The 14,808-nt window shown below is 65.8% G+C and carries 12 protein-coding genes; 5 read left to right on the top strand and 7 right to left on the bottom strand.

The window, feature by feature from the left end:
- Nucleotides 1–2: 2 nt before the first annotated feature.
- Nucleotides 3–491: a CAP domain-containing protein gene (locus tag GB927_RS14990; protein ID WP_256117940.1), complete on the bottom strand. Its 489-nt coding sequence runs from the start codon at nt 489–491 to the stop codon at nt 3–5.
- A 2-nt stretch (nt 492–493) separates the two neighbouring features.
- Nucleotides 494–760, bottom strand: coding sequence for a DUF6460 domain-containing protein (locus tag GB927_RS14995; protein ID WP_256117942.1), 267 nt, complete (start codon nt 758–760; stop codon nt 494–496).
- Nucleotides 761–907: 147 nt separating this feature from the next.
- Between GB927_RS14995 and GB927_RS15000 the strand changes: the two genes are divergently transcribed.
- The 4 genes from GB927_RS15000 (at nt 908) to pdeM (ending at nt 5,878) form a co-directional block, all read left to right on the top strand.
- On the top strand, nt 908–1,849 hold the full coding sequence (locus tag GB927_RS15000; RefSeq protein WP_256117943.1) for a class I SAM-dependent methyltransferase: 942 nt from the start codon (nt 908–910) through the stop codon (nt 1,847–1,849).
- 55 nt (nt 1,850–1,904) lie between these two features.
- Nucleotides 1,905–2,540 carry a DUF6198 family protein gene (locus GB927_RS15005; protein ID WP_256117944.1) on the top strand — a complete coding sequence of 212 codons (636 nt, stop codon included), beginning with the start codon at nt 1,905–1,907 and terminating at the stop codon, nt 2,538–2,540.
- Between the two features lie 75 nt (nt 2,541–2,615).
- The gene (locus tag GB927_RS15010) at nt 2,616–5,138 is read left to right on the top strand and encodes a ligase-associated DNA damage response DEXH box helicase (protein ID WP_256118347.1); all 2,523 of its coding nucleotides are present in this window, start codon (nt 2,616–2,618) and stop codon (nt 5,136–5,138) included.
- 14 nt (nt 5,139–5,152) lie between these two features.
- Complete coding sequence (pdeM, locus tag GB927_RS15015) at nt 5,153–5,878, top strand: ligase-associated DNA damage response endonuclease PdeM (RefSeq protein ID WP_256117946.1); 726 nt, start codon at nt 5,153–5,155, stop codon at nt 5,876–5,878.
- On the opposite strand, the gene GB927_RS15020 is transcribed toward pdeM, so the two are convergent.
- The gene (locus tag GB927_RS15020) at nt 5,875–7,086 is read right to left on the bottom strand and encodes a PQQ-dependent sugar dehydrogenase (RefSeq protein ID WP_256117947.1); all 1,212 of its coding nucleotides are present in this window, start codon (nt 7,084–7,086) and stop codon (nt 5,875–5,877) included. The genes pdeM and GB927_RS15020 overlap by 4 nt on opposite strands.
- A 127-nt stretch (nt 7,087–7,213) precedes the next feature.
- A complete protein-coding gene (locus GB927_RS15025; RefSeq protein WP_256117948.1) occupies nt 7,214–7,768 on the bottom strand; it encodes a dihydrofolate reductase family protein in 555 nt (184 codons plus the stop codon).
- Between the two features lie 114 nt (nt 7,769–7,882).
- On the opposite strand from GB927_RS15025, the gene GB927_RS15030 reads away from it, so the two are divergent.
- Nucleotides 7,883–8,389 carry a winged helix-turn-helix transcriptional regulator gene (locus GB927_RS15030; protein WP_256117951.1) on the top strand — a complete coding sequence of 169 codons (507 nt, stop codon included), beginning with the start codon at nt 7,883–7,885 and terminating at the stop codon, nt 8,387–8,389.
- Here GB927_RS15030 and GB927_RS15035 read toward each other — a convergent pair whose 3' ends face one another.
- From GB927_RS15035 to GB927_RS15045, 3 genes are all read right to left on the bottom strand, one after another.
- Nucleotides 8,390–9,184, bottom strand: a complete 795-nt coding sequence (locus GB927_RS15035; RefSeq protein WP_256117952.1) for a TIGR02186 family protein — start codon at nt 9,182–9,184, stop codon at nt 8,390–8,392.
- Entirely contained in the window at nt 9,181–10,107 is a 927-nt protein-coding gene (locus GB927_RS15040) for a sulfite exporter TauE/SafE family protein (protein ID WP_256117953.1), read from the bottom strand. The genes GB927_RS15035 and GB927_RS15040 overlap by 4 nt, the downstream gene beginning before the upstream one ends.
- A gap of 433 nt (nt 10,108–10,540) precedes the next feature.
- Nucleotides 10,541–14,482: a peptidoglycan-binding protein gene (locus GB927_RS15045; protein ID WP_256117954.1), complete on the bottom strand. Its 3,942-nt coding sequence runs from the start codon at nt 14,480–14,482 to the stop codon at nt 10,541–10,543.
- Between the last annotated feature and the right edge of the window lie 326 nt (nt 14,483–14,808).

The following is a 14,808-nucleotide window of genomic DNA, read 5'->3' on the forward strand; positions in this document are numbered from 1 at the left end:
GTTCAGCTCGACAGCACCATGGCCCAATAGGGCCGGTTGCCGGTTGCGGGATTGGAGACGACCGCGACGCCGAGGCCGCGATAGCCGGCACCCAGCATGTTTTCGAGATGTTTCGGCGAGCGATACCAGGCGTCGAACGCGTCCGCGGCGCTATCCTGCCCGGCAGCGATGTTTTCCGCCGCCGGCAGGGCGACTTCCATACCCTTCATGCGCTTCAGGAAATTCGCGCCGAAGCCGATATTGTGCTCCATCTTGCCGGCGGCGGCCATGCGGCTTGCCTGGTCCATTGCCGCGCGGCTCGCCGCCTTGTCGATGGCGAGCGTCGGCAGGCCGCGATCACTGCGCAGCTTGTTGATCAGCGCGAGCGAGGGCGGCGTCTGGTCGCTGCCGGTGCCGGCGGATGGCGTCAGCACGCTGGTGGTGGAACAGCCCGCGGCCAGTGCTGCGACGGCGGCCGCGGAAGCGGCAAGAAGGGTGCGTCGGGAAACCATGGTCAGCGGCGATAGCTCAACATGCGGATGAGGATGAAGACCGGCACGACGATGACGGCGCCGAGCAGCAGGTAGTCACCGATGCGGCCGAGCGCCTTGAAGCCGGTGTTCCACAGGTCGACCACGAAATCGCGGGCGGCGAAGAGGATGTCGTCCGGGTAGAGCCCGAAGACCGACATCAGGAAGCCCACGGCCACCGACAGGATCAGGAGCTTGATAAACACGCGCAGCGGTGTGTCGCCGAGAAACCCGTTCACGCCATTGGACATGGGCTGATTCTCCAAAAATTCGTTCGCTTTCAGATAAGCTGTCACCGGTCCCGCGGCAAGCAAGCGGCTTCCCAACGAGAATTCGCTTGCCTTTTGCCGCGGCCCTGCCATGTAGCTCCGCCAGTTTCCCCGTTTCCACAGGCCCCGATGACGAGCCCGCATTTCTCCTCCGGCGACCTCATCGCCGACCGTCGCGCCGATTATGCCCGCATGTTCGCGGAATCGGGCGAGTTCGCGGAGGCGCAGGAACTCATGGAACAGGCGCTCGAGCAGGTGCCGATGTGGGCCGCCGGCTGGTTCCGGCTCGCCGAATATGCGGAAAAATCAGGCCGGAAGGAGGCGGCGACGGCAGCGCTCGAAAAAGTCGTCGCCCTCGACCCCACCGACATTTTTGGCGCCGGCCTGAAACTCGCCGTGCTCGGCGCCGCGACCGCGCCCGCGGCTCCGCCAAGCCCCTATGTCGCGCGCCTCTTCGACGACTATGCCGACCGCTTCGATACGGCGCTTGTCGAGCGGCTGGAATACACTGTGCCGCGCACGCTCGCCCGGCTCGTGCTTCAGCATGCGGGCGAGGACGCGCATTTCGGCCTCGTCTGCGATATCGGCTGCGGCACCGGCCTGTTCGGCGTGGAAATCCGCGGCCAGACCGGCCGGCTGGAAGGGTTCGACCTTTCCGCCGGCATGCTGGCCAAGGCGGCGGAAAAGGCGGTCTACGACCATCTCGCGCAGGCCGACCTGTCGCGGCCGGCGGAGACTAGCGGCCTGTTTACCGATGCGCCGGAGGGCCGCGCCGATCTCGTCAGCGCCGCGGATGTGCTGATGTATCTCGGCGATCTCGCCGAGGTGTTTCCAAGCGCCGCGCAACTTGCGAAGCCCGGCGGCCTCTTCGCCTTTTCGGTGGAGAATGGCGGCGAGGGGGATGCGCCGCTGCTGCGCCCGTCGCTGCGGTATGCCCATCCGGAAGCCTTCATCCGCCGGCGGATGGCGGAGAGCGGCTTCGATCTCATCGCCCTCGAAAGGAGCGTGATCCGGCAGGATGCCGGCCAGCCGGTGCATGGCCTGCTCTTCCTGGCGCGCCGGCAGGCATAGGCTTGCGCCGGCAGCGCTGCGCTATACAACAGCAAAAGACCATCGGAGATCAGGCATGGACGTGGACAAACGGCGTTTCGGCTTCTGGAACCCCACCCCTACCCGCCATACGCCGCTGGAAGATGCGCAGGGCCTGTTTGCGAGCAGCATGATCGCCGCCCTCGGCCTCGCGCTGATGAGCAGCGCCGGGCTGGTGGCCAGCGGCACCGCCGGCGTCGCCTTCATCCTGCACTACCTCACCGGCTACAGCTTCGGCCTGTTCTACACCGTCGTGAACATCCCCTTCTACGTGCTGGCGCTCAAACGCCTTGGCTGGGCTTTCACGATCAAGACCATCATCGCGGTCTCGCTCACCTCTTTGATCACCGAGCTGCAACCGCATTTCGTGCGCATCGAGAGCATCGATCCGATGTGGACGGCGGTGCTGGCCGGCATATTGCTCGGCTTCGGCCTGCTCGGGCTCTACCGCCACCGCGCCAGCCTCGGCGGCGTCGGCGTGCTGGCGGTCTATCTGCAGGAGCGCTTCGGCATCCGCGCCGGCCTCGTGCAGCTCGCCTTCGATCTCGTGGTGCTGGTCGCGGCCTTTCTGGTTGCACCGCCCTTCATCGTGCTCTGCTCGGTCGTCGGCGCCGTGGTGCTCAACCTGTTCCTCACCGTCAACCACCGCGCCGACCGCTATATTGCCATGTGATCCGATTTTTCGCGGGGCGCGGCTTCACATTCGATGGGCCGTCACTAGCTTAAAAGCGTGAACAGCTTCGATTCTATCTCTGGCGAAACCGCCGCCGGCCTTGCCCTGCTGCCAAAACCCTTCGCCGACTGGTTCGCGGCCAAGGGCTGGCAGCCACGCGCGCACCAGATGGAACTGCTCGCCCGCGCCACGGCCGGCGAAAGCCTGCTTCTCATCGCGCCGACCGGTGCCGGCAAGACGCTTGCTGGTTTTCTTCCCGCGCTGACCGATCTCACGCGGCGCGGGAAAATCCCGCCCGGCTCCGCCTTCACCGGCATCCACACGCTCTACATCTCGCCCTTGAAGGCGCTCGCCGTCGATATCGAGCGCAACCTGATGAAGCCGGTTTCCGAGATGGGCCTGCCGATTTTGGTCGAGACGCGCACCGGCGACACGCCGCAGGCCAAGCGCCAGCGCCAGCGGTTGAACCCGCCCGACATCCTGCTGACCACGCCCGAGCAGGTGGCGCTGCTGATCGCCAATGGCGAGGCGGAGCGCTTCTTCAAGGACCTGAAATACGTGATCTTCGACGAGCTGCATTCGCTCGTCACCTCCAAACGCGGCCACCTGCTGTCGCTCGGCCTCGCGCGGCTGCGGCGGCTGGCGCCGGGGCTTCGCACCATCGGACTTTCGGCCACCGTCGCCGAGCCGATGGACCTGCGCCGCTGGCTGGTCGAGCAGGCATCGGAGCAGCAAAACCATGCCGGCCTCGTCACGGCACCGGGCGGGGCGAAGCCGATCATCACCATCCTGAAGAGCGAGGAGCGGGTGCCGTGGTCCGGCCATTCGGCGAAATATGCCATGCCGGAGGTCTACGAGGCGATCAAGGCGCACCAGACGTCGCTGCTCTTCGTCAACACGCGCAGCCAGGCGGAAATCCTCTTCCAGGCGCTCTGGAACATCAACGAGGACACGCTGCCCATCGCGCTGCATCATGGCTCGCTCGATGTCGGCCAGCGCCGCCGGGTGGAGGCCGCGATGGCGGAGAACCGGCTGCGCGCCGTCGTCGCCACCTCGACGCTCGATCTCGGCATCGACTGGGGCGACGTCGATCTCGTCATCCATGTCGGCGCGCCGAAGGGCGCCTCGCGGCTGGCGCAGCGCATCGGCCGCGCCAACCATCGCATGGACGAGCCGAGCCGCGCCATCCTGGTGCCCGCCAACCGCTTCGAGGTGATGGAATGCCAGGCGGCCCTCGACGCCAATTATCTCGGCGCGCAGGATACGCCGCCGGTGGGGCAAGGCGCGCTCGACGTGCTCGCCCAGCATGTGCTCGGCATGGCCTGCGCCGGGCCCTTCGACGAGGACGCGCTGTTTGCCGAAGTCACCTCCGCCTCGCCCTATACCGAGCTGCCGCGGGAAAAATTCGGCCGCATCGTGCAGTTCGTCGCGACCGGCGGGTATGCGCTGAAGACCTATGAGCGGTATGCCCGCATACGCAAGACGGCGGACGGGCTGTGGCGCGTCTCCAACCCTGGGGTCGCCCAGCAATATCGCCTGAACCTCGGCACGATCGTCGAAATGCCGATGCTGAACGTTCGCATGGTCAAGCGTGGCGCAAAGGGCGTGGTCGGCCGTGGCGGCGCGTCGCTCGGCAAGGTGGAAGAGTATTTTCTGGAGATGCTGGCGCCCGGCGACACCTTCCTGTTCTCCGGCAAGGTGCTGCGCTTCGAGGGCATCCGCGAGAACGAATGTCTCGTCTCCCAGGCCTTCTCGCTCGATGCGAAGGTGCCCGCCTATGCGGGCGGGAAATTCCCGCTCTCCACCTATCTCGCCGACCAGGTGCGCAGCATGCTGGACGATCCGCAGCGCTGGGGCGCGCTTCCGGACCAGGTGCGCGACTGGCTGGCGCTGCAACGGGACGTCTCCACCCTGCCGAAGCGCGACGAGCTGTTGATCGAGACCTTTCCGCGCGGCAGCCGGCATTACATGGTCGCCTATCCCTTCGAGGGACGGCTGGCGCACCAGACGCTCGGCATGCTGCTCACCCGCCGGCTGGAGCGCGCCGGCCGGCGACCGCTCGGCTTCGTCGCCACCGACTATTCGCTCGCCATCTGGGCGCTCGACGATCTCGGCTATACGTTTGCCGTCGAACGGCCGTCGCTTTCAAGCCTGTTCGACGAGGACATGCTGGGCGACGATCTGGAGGCCTGGCTCGATGAAAGCTTCATGCTGAAGCGCACCTTCCGCAATTGCGCCGTGATTGCCGGCCTTATCGAGCAGCGCCATCCGGGCAAGGAAAAGACCGGCCGGCAGGTCACCGTTTCCGCCGACCTGATCTACGACGTCTTGAGAAGCCACGAGCCGGATCACATCCTGCTGGAAGCGACCCGCAACGATGCCGCGGCGGGGCTTTTGGATATTCAGCGATTGGGCGATATGCTGGTGCGAATCAAGGGCCACATCACCCACCGCCGGCTCGACCGCATTTCGCCGCTCGCCGTGCCGATCATGCTGGAAATCGGCAAGGAACTGGTGGCGGGCGAGGCGCAGGATTCACTGCTGGCGGAAGCGGCGGAGGACCTGATCGCCGAGGCGATGGGCGAGACACAGATTTAAGGGTTCAAGACGGCATGCAGAGGCTCGCTCTGGCATCGATGGAGATACAGGATTTCGGTGCCGTCTCGGCCCGCACCGTCGTTGCCGGCGTCGAGGCGGTGTGCGATCCGCTCGGCGCGCTTTACCTGCCGGAAACCCGCCTGCTCGTCGTCTCCGACCTGCATCTCGAAAAAGGCGCCGCCTTTGCTCGCCGCGGCATGCTGCTGCCGCCCTACGATACGCTGGCGACGCTGAAGGTGCTGGAAGCCGTGATCACCCGGCACGATCCGGCGATTGTCGTCAGCCTCGGCGACAATTTTCACGATCGCGTCGGTTCCGCCCACCTGCCGGAGATGTTCCGCACGAAGATAACGGAGCTCGCGCGCGGGCGCGACTGGATCTGGATCAACGGCAACCATGATCCGGACGGCACCGTGGACCTGCCCGGCCAATCGGCCGACGAACTGCATTATGCCGGCCTCGCCTTCCGCCACGAGCCGTCGCTGCTTTCGCCGGCCGGCGAGATCGCCGGGCACCTGCATCCGGCCGCCACCGTCATTCGCCGCGAGAAGGCGGTGCGCCGCCCCTGTTTTGCGACCGATGGCAAGCGCATGCTGATGCCCGCCTTCGGCATCATGACCGGCGGTCTCGATCTCCGCCACAAGGCGATGACCGGCCTCTTCGACCGGCCAAGCCTCGTCGCCCACATGCTCGGCCGCGACCGCATCTATTCGGTGCGTTTTGCCAACCTGATCGGCTAGCTCGCCTTCACCAGCCGGATGATCGTCGATTCGCCGCCGCGCTGCTCGGTGATGGCAAAGACCGTGCCGTCGGGTCCGACCTTGACGTCGCGGATGCGGGCGTCGAGGGCCACGCGCTCCTCGTTGCGCACCCTGTCGCCATCCATATGCAGCACGACGAGACCCTGGCTGACGAGGCCTCCGATGAGGAATGCGCCCTTCCATTCCGGAATGGCATCGCCATTGTAGAAGGCCATGCCGGAGGGGCCGATCACCGGGTCCCAGTAATAGACGGGCTGCTCGGTGCCTTGCAGCGTGGTGATGCCCTCGCCGACCGGGCCGCCGCTATATTCGATGCCGTAGGTCACCTTCGGCCAGCCGTAGTTCTTGCCTGCTTCCGGGCGATTCAGCTCGTCGCCGCCCTTCGGCCCGTGCTCGACGGTCCAGAGCCGGCCCTGGCTATCCAGCGCGGCGGATTGCAGGTTGCGGTGGCCGTAGCTCCAGATTTCCGGCAGCGCGCCGTCCGTGCCGACGAAGGGATTGTCGGCGAGCGCCTTGCCGTCCGCATCGATGCGGAAAACCTTGCCGAACCCCTTGTCGAGATCCTGCGCGCCGACGCGGGTCTCGCGGTCCGAGCGCTCGCCCACCGTCACATAAAGCTGGCCTTCCGGCCCGAAGGCGAGCCGCGAGCCAAAATGCTTGTCGCCGTCATAGGTCGGCATCTGCTGGAAGATGACCTTGACGTCCTTCAGCGCGAGCTTGCCGTCCTCCTCCGTCAGCTCAGCCGCGGCGACCGACGTGCCGTTGCCGCCGTCGCGCGGTTCGGAGAAGGAGAAGTAGATGCGGTTGGAGCTTTCGAAATCCGGCGCCAGCGCCACATCGAGCAGACCGCCCTGCCCTTCCGACATCACCGCCGGCACGCCCTCGATCGGCGGGCTCGCCTCACCGTTCTCCTGCGAGACCACATGCATGGCGCCTTCCTTCGTCGTCACCAGGATGCGGCCGTCCGGCAGGAACTCCATCGCCCAGAGCTGCGGCAGGCCTTCCGCCACGACATCGACACTGATCTGCGGCACCGCGGCGGGAAGGGCTGCGCGGGTCTGGTTTTCGAAGGCCGGGGTCTGGTCCGGCGCGTTGGCCTCCTCGGTCTCCGCCGTCTGGGCGAAGGCCGGGGCGGAAAGGAGGGTTACGGCGAGCATGGTTCCGGCAAGAAGAGAGGTCGTTCGCATGGCTGTTTCCCTTGGGTTCGATCGCAACGAGACGGCGGATCGCGCATCCGCAATCCGCCCTTAACGTCCGAAGGGGTCGGCACCATGATTTGTTTCAACACATCTCTTCAAGAAATGGTTATCGGTCTCAAGCCGCGGCCGGCGCATAGCGCGTCAGGATCGCGCCGTTGGAAAGCGTCTTGGCCTCGATCAGGTCGAAATCGCGCCGCGCACCGTCCTTGAAGAACGGCGTGCCCTTGCCGAGCTGCACCGGCACGATCGCCAGCATAACCTCGTCGACGAGCCCGGCTTTCAGGAGCGAATTCACCAGGTCGGCGCTGCCGAAGATGTAGATCGTCTTGTCGAGCGCCTGCTTGCGCTGGGTGATCTCGCCGACGATGTCGGCCGTCACCTCGGTGTTGTTCCAGTCGGAGGCCGTGATGGTGCGCGAGGCGACGAGCTTCGGCAGCGCGTTCATATAGTTTTTCACCTCGGCCTCGCCCTCCGCCGTCGTCCAGTAGGCCTTCATGCCCTCATAGGTCACGCGGCCGAAGACGAGCAGGCCGGCGCTCTCGCCGAATTCGCTGCTGAGCTTTTCCAGTTCCGGCCCCCAGGCCCTGTTGTGGAAGTCGAGGTCCCATTTCTTCTCGCCCTCGAAGAAGCCGTCGAGCGTTACGAGATTCCAGACGATTACCTTTGCCATCTTTCCGTCCTCCCTTGCGGCATGAGCCGCGTGAAACTTAACCGGTTGCGATTTGCAACTGGTTGATGGATAGCGAAACTGATTGTACTATGCAAGCAGTTTTTGGAGAATCGCATGAAAGATGCCCGCCGCTCGGGTTGCCCGATCAACCTGACGCTCGAAATCCTGGGCGACCGCTGGAGCCTGATTGTGCTGCGCGACATGATGTTCGGCAACCGCCGCCACTTTCGCGAGTTGCTGACGAAATCCGACGAAGGCATCGCCTCCAACATCCTGGCGGACCGGCTGCGCCGGCTGGTCGAGGAAGGCCTGATCAGCAAGGCGGACGATCCGAGCCACAAGCAGAAATCGCTCTACAGCCTGACGGAGATGGGCATCGCGCTGGTGCCGGTCTTCGCCATGATGGGCGCTTGGGGCCGGCGCTTCCTGCCGGTGACGGAAGAACTGTCGATCCGGGCCGAACTGCTGGAAGACGGCGGTCCTGCGCTTTGGGACGACTTCATGGAGGAACTGCGCGCCATCCATCTTGGGGCACCACGCCCGGCCCGCTCGGTGTTCGGCGAGTTGCAGGCCGCCTATGAGGCGACCGTGGCACGGCGGCTGACCGCAGCCGCCTGCTGATCAATCCTTGCGGAAGACGACGCTTGCAAGCCAGCCCGTGATGAGGGCGAGGAAAACGGAGAAGGCACCGTAGGCGAGCGAATTGTTATAGGCGGCATTCGAGATCATCTGCTCGATGCCGGTCTTCATCACGCGCAGCGGCAGCGCCTTTTCGGCGATGAAGACGCCGTCGCGGAAAAGGTGGGCACGCACGACGTGGGTGCCGTTCGGCACGCTTGCCGGCAGCTTCACCGTCGCCTTGAACAGGCTCGCGCTGATGAACTGCACGCCGCCCGGATCACGCTGGTAGAAACCGCCGCTTTCCTTGAGCCTGCGGAAGGCCTCGCGGAACTCGGTGATGTTGCTGCCGTCGCCAAGGAAGCCGACCGGCGAAAGGCGGATATGCTGGATGCCGACGCCCACGCCGTTCAGCATGGCGGGTTCGGCGATCGTCTCGACATCGCGCGTGCTCGACAGCGAATAGGATTCCGGCACGAGCTCGAAGGTCATCGAGCGGCGGTTGACCCAGATGCCGAAGATGCGCTCCTTGATGCGCACCGTGTTGTTGTCCTTCGGCCCTTCCAGCGCCACGACGATATCGTATTTGCGCTGGGTGAGCAGCGCCGGGTCGTAGCCTTCGATGGCGCCGAAGATCGTGAGGTCGGCACCGCGGAAATCCGAGGAGATCGCGATCTCGTCGGTCGAGATGCCGATTTCCAGCTTTTCGGGGAATTCCACCGGCGGGTCTTCCAGCACCTGGGCTGCGGCCGGAAAGGCAAGGCCGAGGGCGAAGAGAAGGGCGAAGAGGGCTCTCATCGATAGACCCCCTCGCTGACGACGGAATAGATATCGGCGGGCGTGGCGACGAGATCGACGGCAAGGCGGGCGCCGACGGCGAGAACCAGCAGCGCCAGCAGGGCGCGCAGCTGTTCGCCGCGCAGCTTCTGGCCGACGCGCACGCCATATTGCGCGCCGATCACGCCCGCCACCATCAGGATGAATGCCAGTACGATATCGACGGAATAGTTCGTCGTCGCCTGCACGATGGTCGTGTAGGCCGTCACGAAGATGATCTGGAACAGCGAAGTGCCGACGACGACGTTTGTCGGGATGCGCAGCAGGTAGATCATGGCCGGCACCATGATGAAGCCGCCGCCGACACCCATGATGGAGGTGAGGATGCCGATGCCGAAGCCGAGGCCTATGACCGGAATGACGCTCAGATAGATCTTCGACTTCTTGAAGCGCATCTTCAGCGGCAGGCGATGCACCCAGCTGTGCTGACCCGGCCGGCGCAGCGAGACGGGCTGGTTGTTCGCCGCGCGGCGCAGCGCCCGGATGCTTTCGAGCAGCATCAGCGTGCCGACGGTGCCGAGCAGGACCACGTAGAGCAGCGAAATGACGAGATCGAGCTGGCCGATGCTGCGCAGGATCGAGAAGACCCATATGCCCGCGGTGGCGCCCGCAAGACCGCCGACCAGCAGCACCGAGCCGAGCTTCACGTCGAGCGTGCCGCGCCTAAAATGCGAGAGCGCACCGGAAATCGAGGAGGCGACGACCTGGTTGGCGCCTGTCGCGACGGCGACGATCGGGGGGATGTTGTAGAAGATCAGGAGCGGCGTGATCAGAAAGCCGCCGCCGACGCCGAACATGCCGGACAGGAAGCCGACGGCCGCACCCATGCCGAGAATGATGAAGATGTTCACCGAGAGCTCTGCGATGGGCAGATAGACAGTCACAACGATACCCCGATCGGCAATATTTTTTCCCGCACGCGCGGATTTATCCAGCAGTCGCTTCACCTGTTCTGCCCGCCGCCGAGTTTCCTCGTCCGGCCAGGCTGCGGATACACGGAAACGCCGCGCCGCGGGAAGGGAGGCCCCCTCCATCGGCCGGTCGCACCTTGCATCACACAAGGATCGGTCACGTTGCCGTCCTCCATGATAAGACGTCTCAGCGACGCGTATCATCTTGGAGCGACACGTAATTTTTCTACTGCATAATTCCTGAAATCAGGGCCGATTTAAGGATGAGACGTGCAGCGCATACAAAATGCCACAGCGACCTTTGCGTATCATTAACGACACGCGGTGCTGTGGCGACTGTCATGCCTGCAGGTATGGTCAAAGCCGGAGAACCAGGTTCTCCGGCGATTAGTAGCCGATTAGCCGATCAGCTCGGCTGCTTGTTGCGCTTCAGCAGTTCCGTCACCAGCGCGTCATCGATCTCGCCGGTTTCCTTCTGGCCAACGGACTTCTGGAAGGCCTTGATGGCGGCGACCGTTTTCTTGCCCATCTCGCCATCCGGCGCGCCGGCCTTGAAGCCGTTGTTGTTGAGGATCGCCTGAATGTTGCGGATCGCCTTCTTCATGTCGACGCTGGCGGTCTTGGTCGGCTTGCCGACCCATTCATCCGGCAGGTCGGCCGAGTTGGTCTTCTCGTCCAGCGGCTGCGGCTTCCACAGTTCCATCTTGGCCTTGGCGCTCGAAAGCTGCTCGGGGCGCATGGCGTTCACCACCTCGTCACGCTTCTGCGCCGCATCGTTGTCGCCGTCGCGGGCGGCGATGGCGAACCACTTGTAGGATTCTTCCAGGTCCTGCTTCACGCCGTTGCCGCGCGCATAGAGGATCGCCAGGTTGAACTGGCTGTCGCGGACGCCGAGCTCGGATGCCTTCTGGAACCACTTTGCGGCACCGTCGAAGTCCGGCTGCGCCGTGCCCATGCCGGTGGCGAGCAGGACGGCGAGGTTGTGCATGGCGCTCGCATTGCCCTTATTGGCCGCGATTTCGTAGAGTTCGCGGGCACGCGCGAGGTCGCGCTCCACGCCCTGGCCCTTTTCATAAAGGTTGGCGAGGCGGTATTCGGCCGGGGCAAAACCGCGGGCGGCGGCAAGTTCGTACCAGCGGGCGGCTTCCGCCAGATCCGTCGCGACGCCGCGGCCTTCCGTGTAGCGCGCGCCGATCTCGAACAGCGCCAGCGCGTCGCCCTCGGTCGCAGCCTTGGAAAGCGAGGCCGGGGTGATGGCTTCCGGAACGACGATCGCCGCCGTCTGGGTCTGGTCTAGCGGCGCGGTCGCGGTGGCGGCCGTCGTGTCCTTTTCTTCAGCAAGCGGCTCGGCTTCCGGCGTCGTCACCGGCTCGAAGCCTGCGGTGGCAGCGTCGTCGGTCGTCGCCGGAGCGGTCAGGGCGTCGGAGCCCGTCGCGGAGGTCTCCGTCGAAGGCGATTCGATGACCAGGTCGTTGTCCGTGCCGGCAAGGCCGCGTTCCTCGGCATCCTCGACGGGAGCGGGATCTGTCAGGGCAGCGTCGCCCGTGGGCTCCGTCACGGCGCTGTCGCCGGTGGACTCCGTTACGGTCTCCTCACCGGCAACCGGTGAGGCGGCGGTGTTCGCCGTCACGGCTTCGCCCGTGCCCGTCACCGTGTCGACCGGCGCGGCTTCGTTCGTGTTGATCGCCGTCTGCTCGACGACGACCGGGGCCTCGTCGCCGGTCACCAGCGTGCTGACCAGCGGATAGGACATGATCACCAGCAGAATGGCGCCGACGGCAAGCAGGATCGGCCGGCGGTGGCGCGACAGCGCGGAGGCGGGCGCATCGCCCTTGGCGACCTTGTCCGACTTCTTGGCCGGGGCAACGCGGGAAATCGTGTCGGCTTCCTCGGCGGCAACCTTTGCGGCGCGGCGGGCGGCGGCGATCTGCGCTGCCACCCGGTCGCCTTCGCCGGCCGTTGCCGTGCGATTGCCCGAGGCCTGGCCGGCGCGCACGCGCTCCAGAATGCGGCGCACGTCCGGCACGCCGGAGCCGGGCTCCAGCAGCTGGTTCGCCTCTTCCGGTGCCAGTTCGTCGGTGGGGTCGATCGAGGGCGTCGGGTCGATCTGGCGGCGCTCGACGACGGGAGCGGCCTCCTTGCGACCCGGCTTGAAGCGGCGCTTCAGGCCGGCCAGCAAGCCAACCTTCTTCTGGGCTTCCGCCGTCTGCTCGACGGCAAGGGCCACGGTCTCTTCCGCGATCGCCTCGACAGGCTCCGGCCGCTCGGGAACCGGAATGGTCTCGACCTCGATCTCGGCGAAGCGGGATTCTTCCTCGCGCGGCTCCGCGACTTCGGCCCTGTGGGTCTCGCCTGCGCCGAAGCCGTCATCGTCAAAAGGGTAGTCGTTACCGTACTGGCTGGAGGCGCGCTCGTTGCCGCGGTCCATGTCCATAGCCATGGCGGGCATTTCGGCGCGCGGCATCGGGCTCTCGCGGCGGCCGAAATTTTCGCGCGGGGCGTCGAGCTGTTCGAGGCGGCCGGCGATCTGCACCAGCGTGTCGTGCAGGGCATCGAAGGTGCGCGCGGTGCGCTCCTCGCTGGAGCGGGTCAGCTCTTCGAGCACGCGCAGGTCGTCGGCAAGGGCGGCGATCGCTTCCATATCGGTCGAGGCGGCCGCAGCCGGGCCGGCATGGCGATAGGCTTCCATCACGGCTTCCGCCGCCTGGCGGGCCGCCTCGACGATATATTCGTCGTTGGTCGCCATGTAGTCTTCGATCGTCGCGAGGCGGTTCTCGACCTCGACGGGCACGGCGGCGGTCGACGGCGTGCTGATCAGCGTGGAGAGATGGGCGATCTGGGCTTCCAGGCCGCGCAGCGCCTCATGGTCGCCGACGGGCGCCGTGCGGGTCGCGTCCAGCCGGTCGGCGATTGCCGAAAGACGGCCCTCGATATGGTTGAAGCGGTCTTCCTGGAACGGGCTGCCGACGGGCGCGTCGAGGCCGTCGATGCGGCGGGCGAGTGCGTCCAGCCGCTCGGCCAGCTCGCCGGTGACGCTGCCCTGGTCGAGCGCGTCGATCTTGCGGGAAATGTCGGAGAGGTAATAGGCGAGCTCTTCGTTGTCCTGGGTCTGGGCGGGTGCGGCCTGCTGGCTCTGCTCCAGCATCAGCGAAAGCTGCTCGATGCGCTCTTCCAGGCGAAGGGCTGCGCGCTCGTTCGACATTTCCTCGATGCGGCTCGCCAGCGCCTCGATGCGCAGGCCGAGGCCCTGCTCCGGCGCCACCGGGGCCGGGCGGCGGGCGATCATGTCGAGCTGGCCGGCGAGATCGGCGATGCGGCCTTCGAGGCGCTGCATCATCGGATTGTCGGTGACGGAGGCCTGCTGCATGCGGCCGGCGGCGGCAATCGCCCGGCTGATCTCGTCGAGGCGCGTATCCAGTCCCTCGAACTGCGAGGTGACGGCGGAGACGAAACGGCCGTCATCCGGCTGGGACTGGCGGGCCAGCATGTCGATGGCGCGGGCGATCGTCTCCAGCTTGCCTTCCAGCGCATGGATGGCCGGCGTGGCGCTGAGGCCGCCGATCTGGGTCTTCAGCTCGTCGAGCCGGTAGGCAAGCGCCACCAGTTCGTCGTCCCGCGTCTGGTCGAAAATGGTCAGCTTCTGCTCGACACCGCTCCAGCGGTCTTCCATGCGGCGCACGGAATCCTCGCGGGCAAGACCGTCGAGCACGGAGCGCAGCTCGTCGAACTCGACGCGCAGCCCGTCGGTCTGGCCGGACTGGCGGCCGAGCTGGTTGATGCCGGTGGAAAGACGCAGCAGCTCTTCGCGCACATCGTCATTGCCATTGCGGCCTTCGGCCACCTGGCGGATGCCGCGGATTTCCGAGCGCAGCGACTGCATCTCGCGCTCCAGCCCGTCGGCGATGTCCTTCTTCAGATCCTGGCGGAGCGAAACGAGCGCCTTGGCGATGTCCTCGACAGACCCTTCCGCGCGCGCCGGTGCGGCGGCAGCGGCATAACCGGCGTTGGAGGTGCCATAGGCGGTGTGCGCCTGCTGGGCGGCGGCATAATGATCGCTGGAAACGGGGCGGCGCTCCATGCGGGGCACGACGCGCTCGCGCGTGCCTTCGATGGCGCGCTGGCGCTGCATGATCTCGGAGACCGGATCGTCGCGCAGGGGAATGTTGCGCGCCGGCTCGTAGCGGGCGGTTTCGCTGCGCGGCGCGAGCCGCTCGTCCGTCCGCCCACGCGCCTCGCGGCCGTTCGCCATCAGGCCCTCAATACGGGCTTCGAGCCCCTCGATGGTGCGATTGAGCGCATCGAGCGAGGATCTTTCGCCGTGACGTTGCGGGTTTCGCGATCCGTTCATCTTTCGCCTCGCTTTGGCGGCCATCCAGCCTGCCGGGAGATACCCTAGAAGGCACTGCCGCCCCGGCTGCGCCCTTTTATTTCCACTCCGGTACGGGCCTTCGCCCGCCGCCGTCAGCCGTCGGAAACAGTATCGTCCCTGTCTATCCCCGGCCTGCCGCCCGGAATGCACAGAGGGAAACGAATTGATTCCCGATCCCACGCCCTCAAGCGCCACAATTCACGAAACGTGGTAAACAAGGGGTTAATCATCGCGGAAATTTTTTAACGATTTGCTCATAGAATGGCGTTCGGGAGGAAAGGCGACCGGTTGCGGCACAGCAGCGG

Origin of the sequence: Shinella lacus, from assembly GCF_010994755.1 — a bacterium.
Taxonomy (GTDB): domain Bacteria; phylum Pseudomonadota; class Alphaproteobacteria; order Rhizobiales; family Rhizobiaceae; genus Shinella; species Shinella lacus.

What these genes read in the sequence shown, in the direction of transcription:
- GB927_RS14990 (WP_256117940.1), bottom strand. Translation starts at nt 491, where the DNA reads ATGGTTTCCCGACGCACCCTTCTTGCCGCTTCCGCGGCCGCCGTCGCA.
- GB927_RS14995 (WP_256117942.1), bottom strand. Translation starts at nt 760, where the DNA reads ATGTCCAATGGCGTGAACGGGTTTCTCGGCGACACACCGCTGCGCGTG.
- GB927_RS15000 (WP_256117943.1), top strand. Translation starts at nt 908, where the DNA reads ATGACGAGCCCGCATTTCTCCTCCGGCGACCTCATCGCCGACCGTCGC.
- GB927_RS15005 (WP_256117944.1), top strand. Translation starts at nt 1,905, where the DNA reads ATGGACGTGGACAAACGGCGTTTCGGCTTCTGGAACCCCACCCCTACC.
- pdeM (WP_256117946.1), top strand. Translation starts at nt 5,153, where the DNA reads ATGCAGAGGCTCGCTCTGGCATCGATGGAGATACAGGATTTCGGTGCC.
- GB927_RS15020 (WP_256117947.1), bottom strand. Translation starts at nt 7,086, where the DNA reads ATGCGAACGACCTCTCTTCTTGCCGGAACCATGCTCGCCGTAACCCTC.
- GB927_RS15025 (WP_256117948.1), bottom strand. Translation starts at nt 7,768, where the DNA reads ATGGCAAAGGTAATCGTCTGGAATCTCGTAACGCTCGACGGCTTCTTC.
- GB927_RS15030 (WP_256117951.1), top strand. Translation starts at nt 7,883, where the DNA reads ATGAAAGATGCCCGCCGCTCGGGTTGCCCGATCAACCTGACGCTCGAA.
- GB927_RS15035 (WP_256117952.1), bottom strand. Translation starts at nt 9,184, where the DNA reads ATGAGAGCCCTCTTCGCCCTTCTCTTCGCCCTCGGCCTTGCCTTTCCG.
- GB927_RS15045 (WP_256117954.1), bottom strand. Translation starts at nt 14,482, where the DNA reads ATGAACGGATCGCGAAACCCGCAACGTCACGGCGAAAGATCCTCGCTC.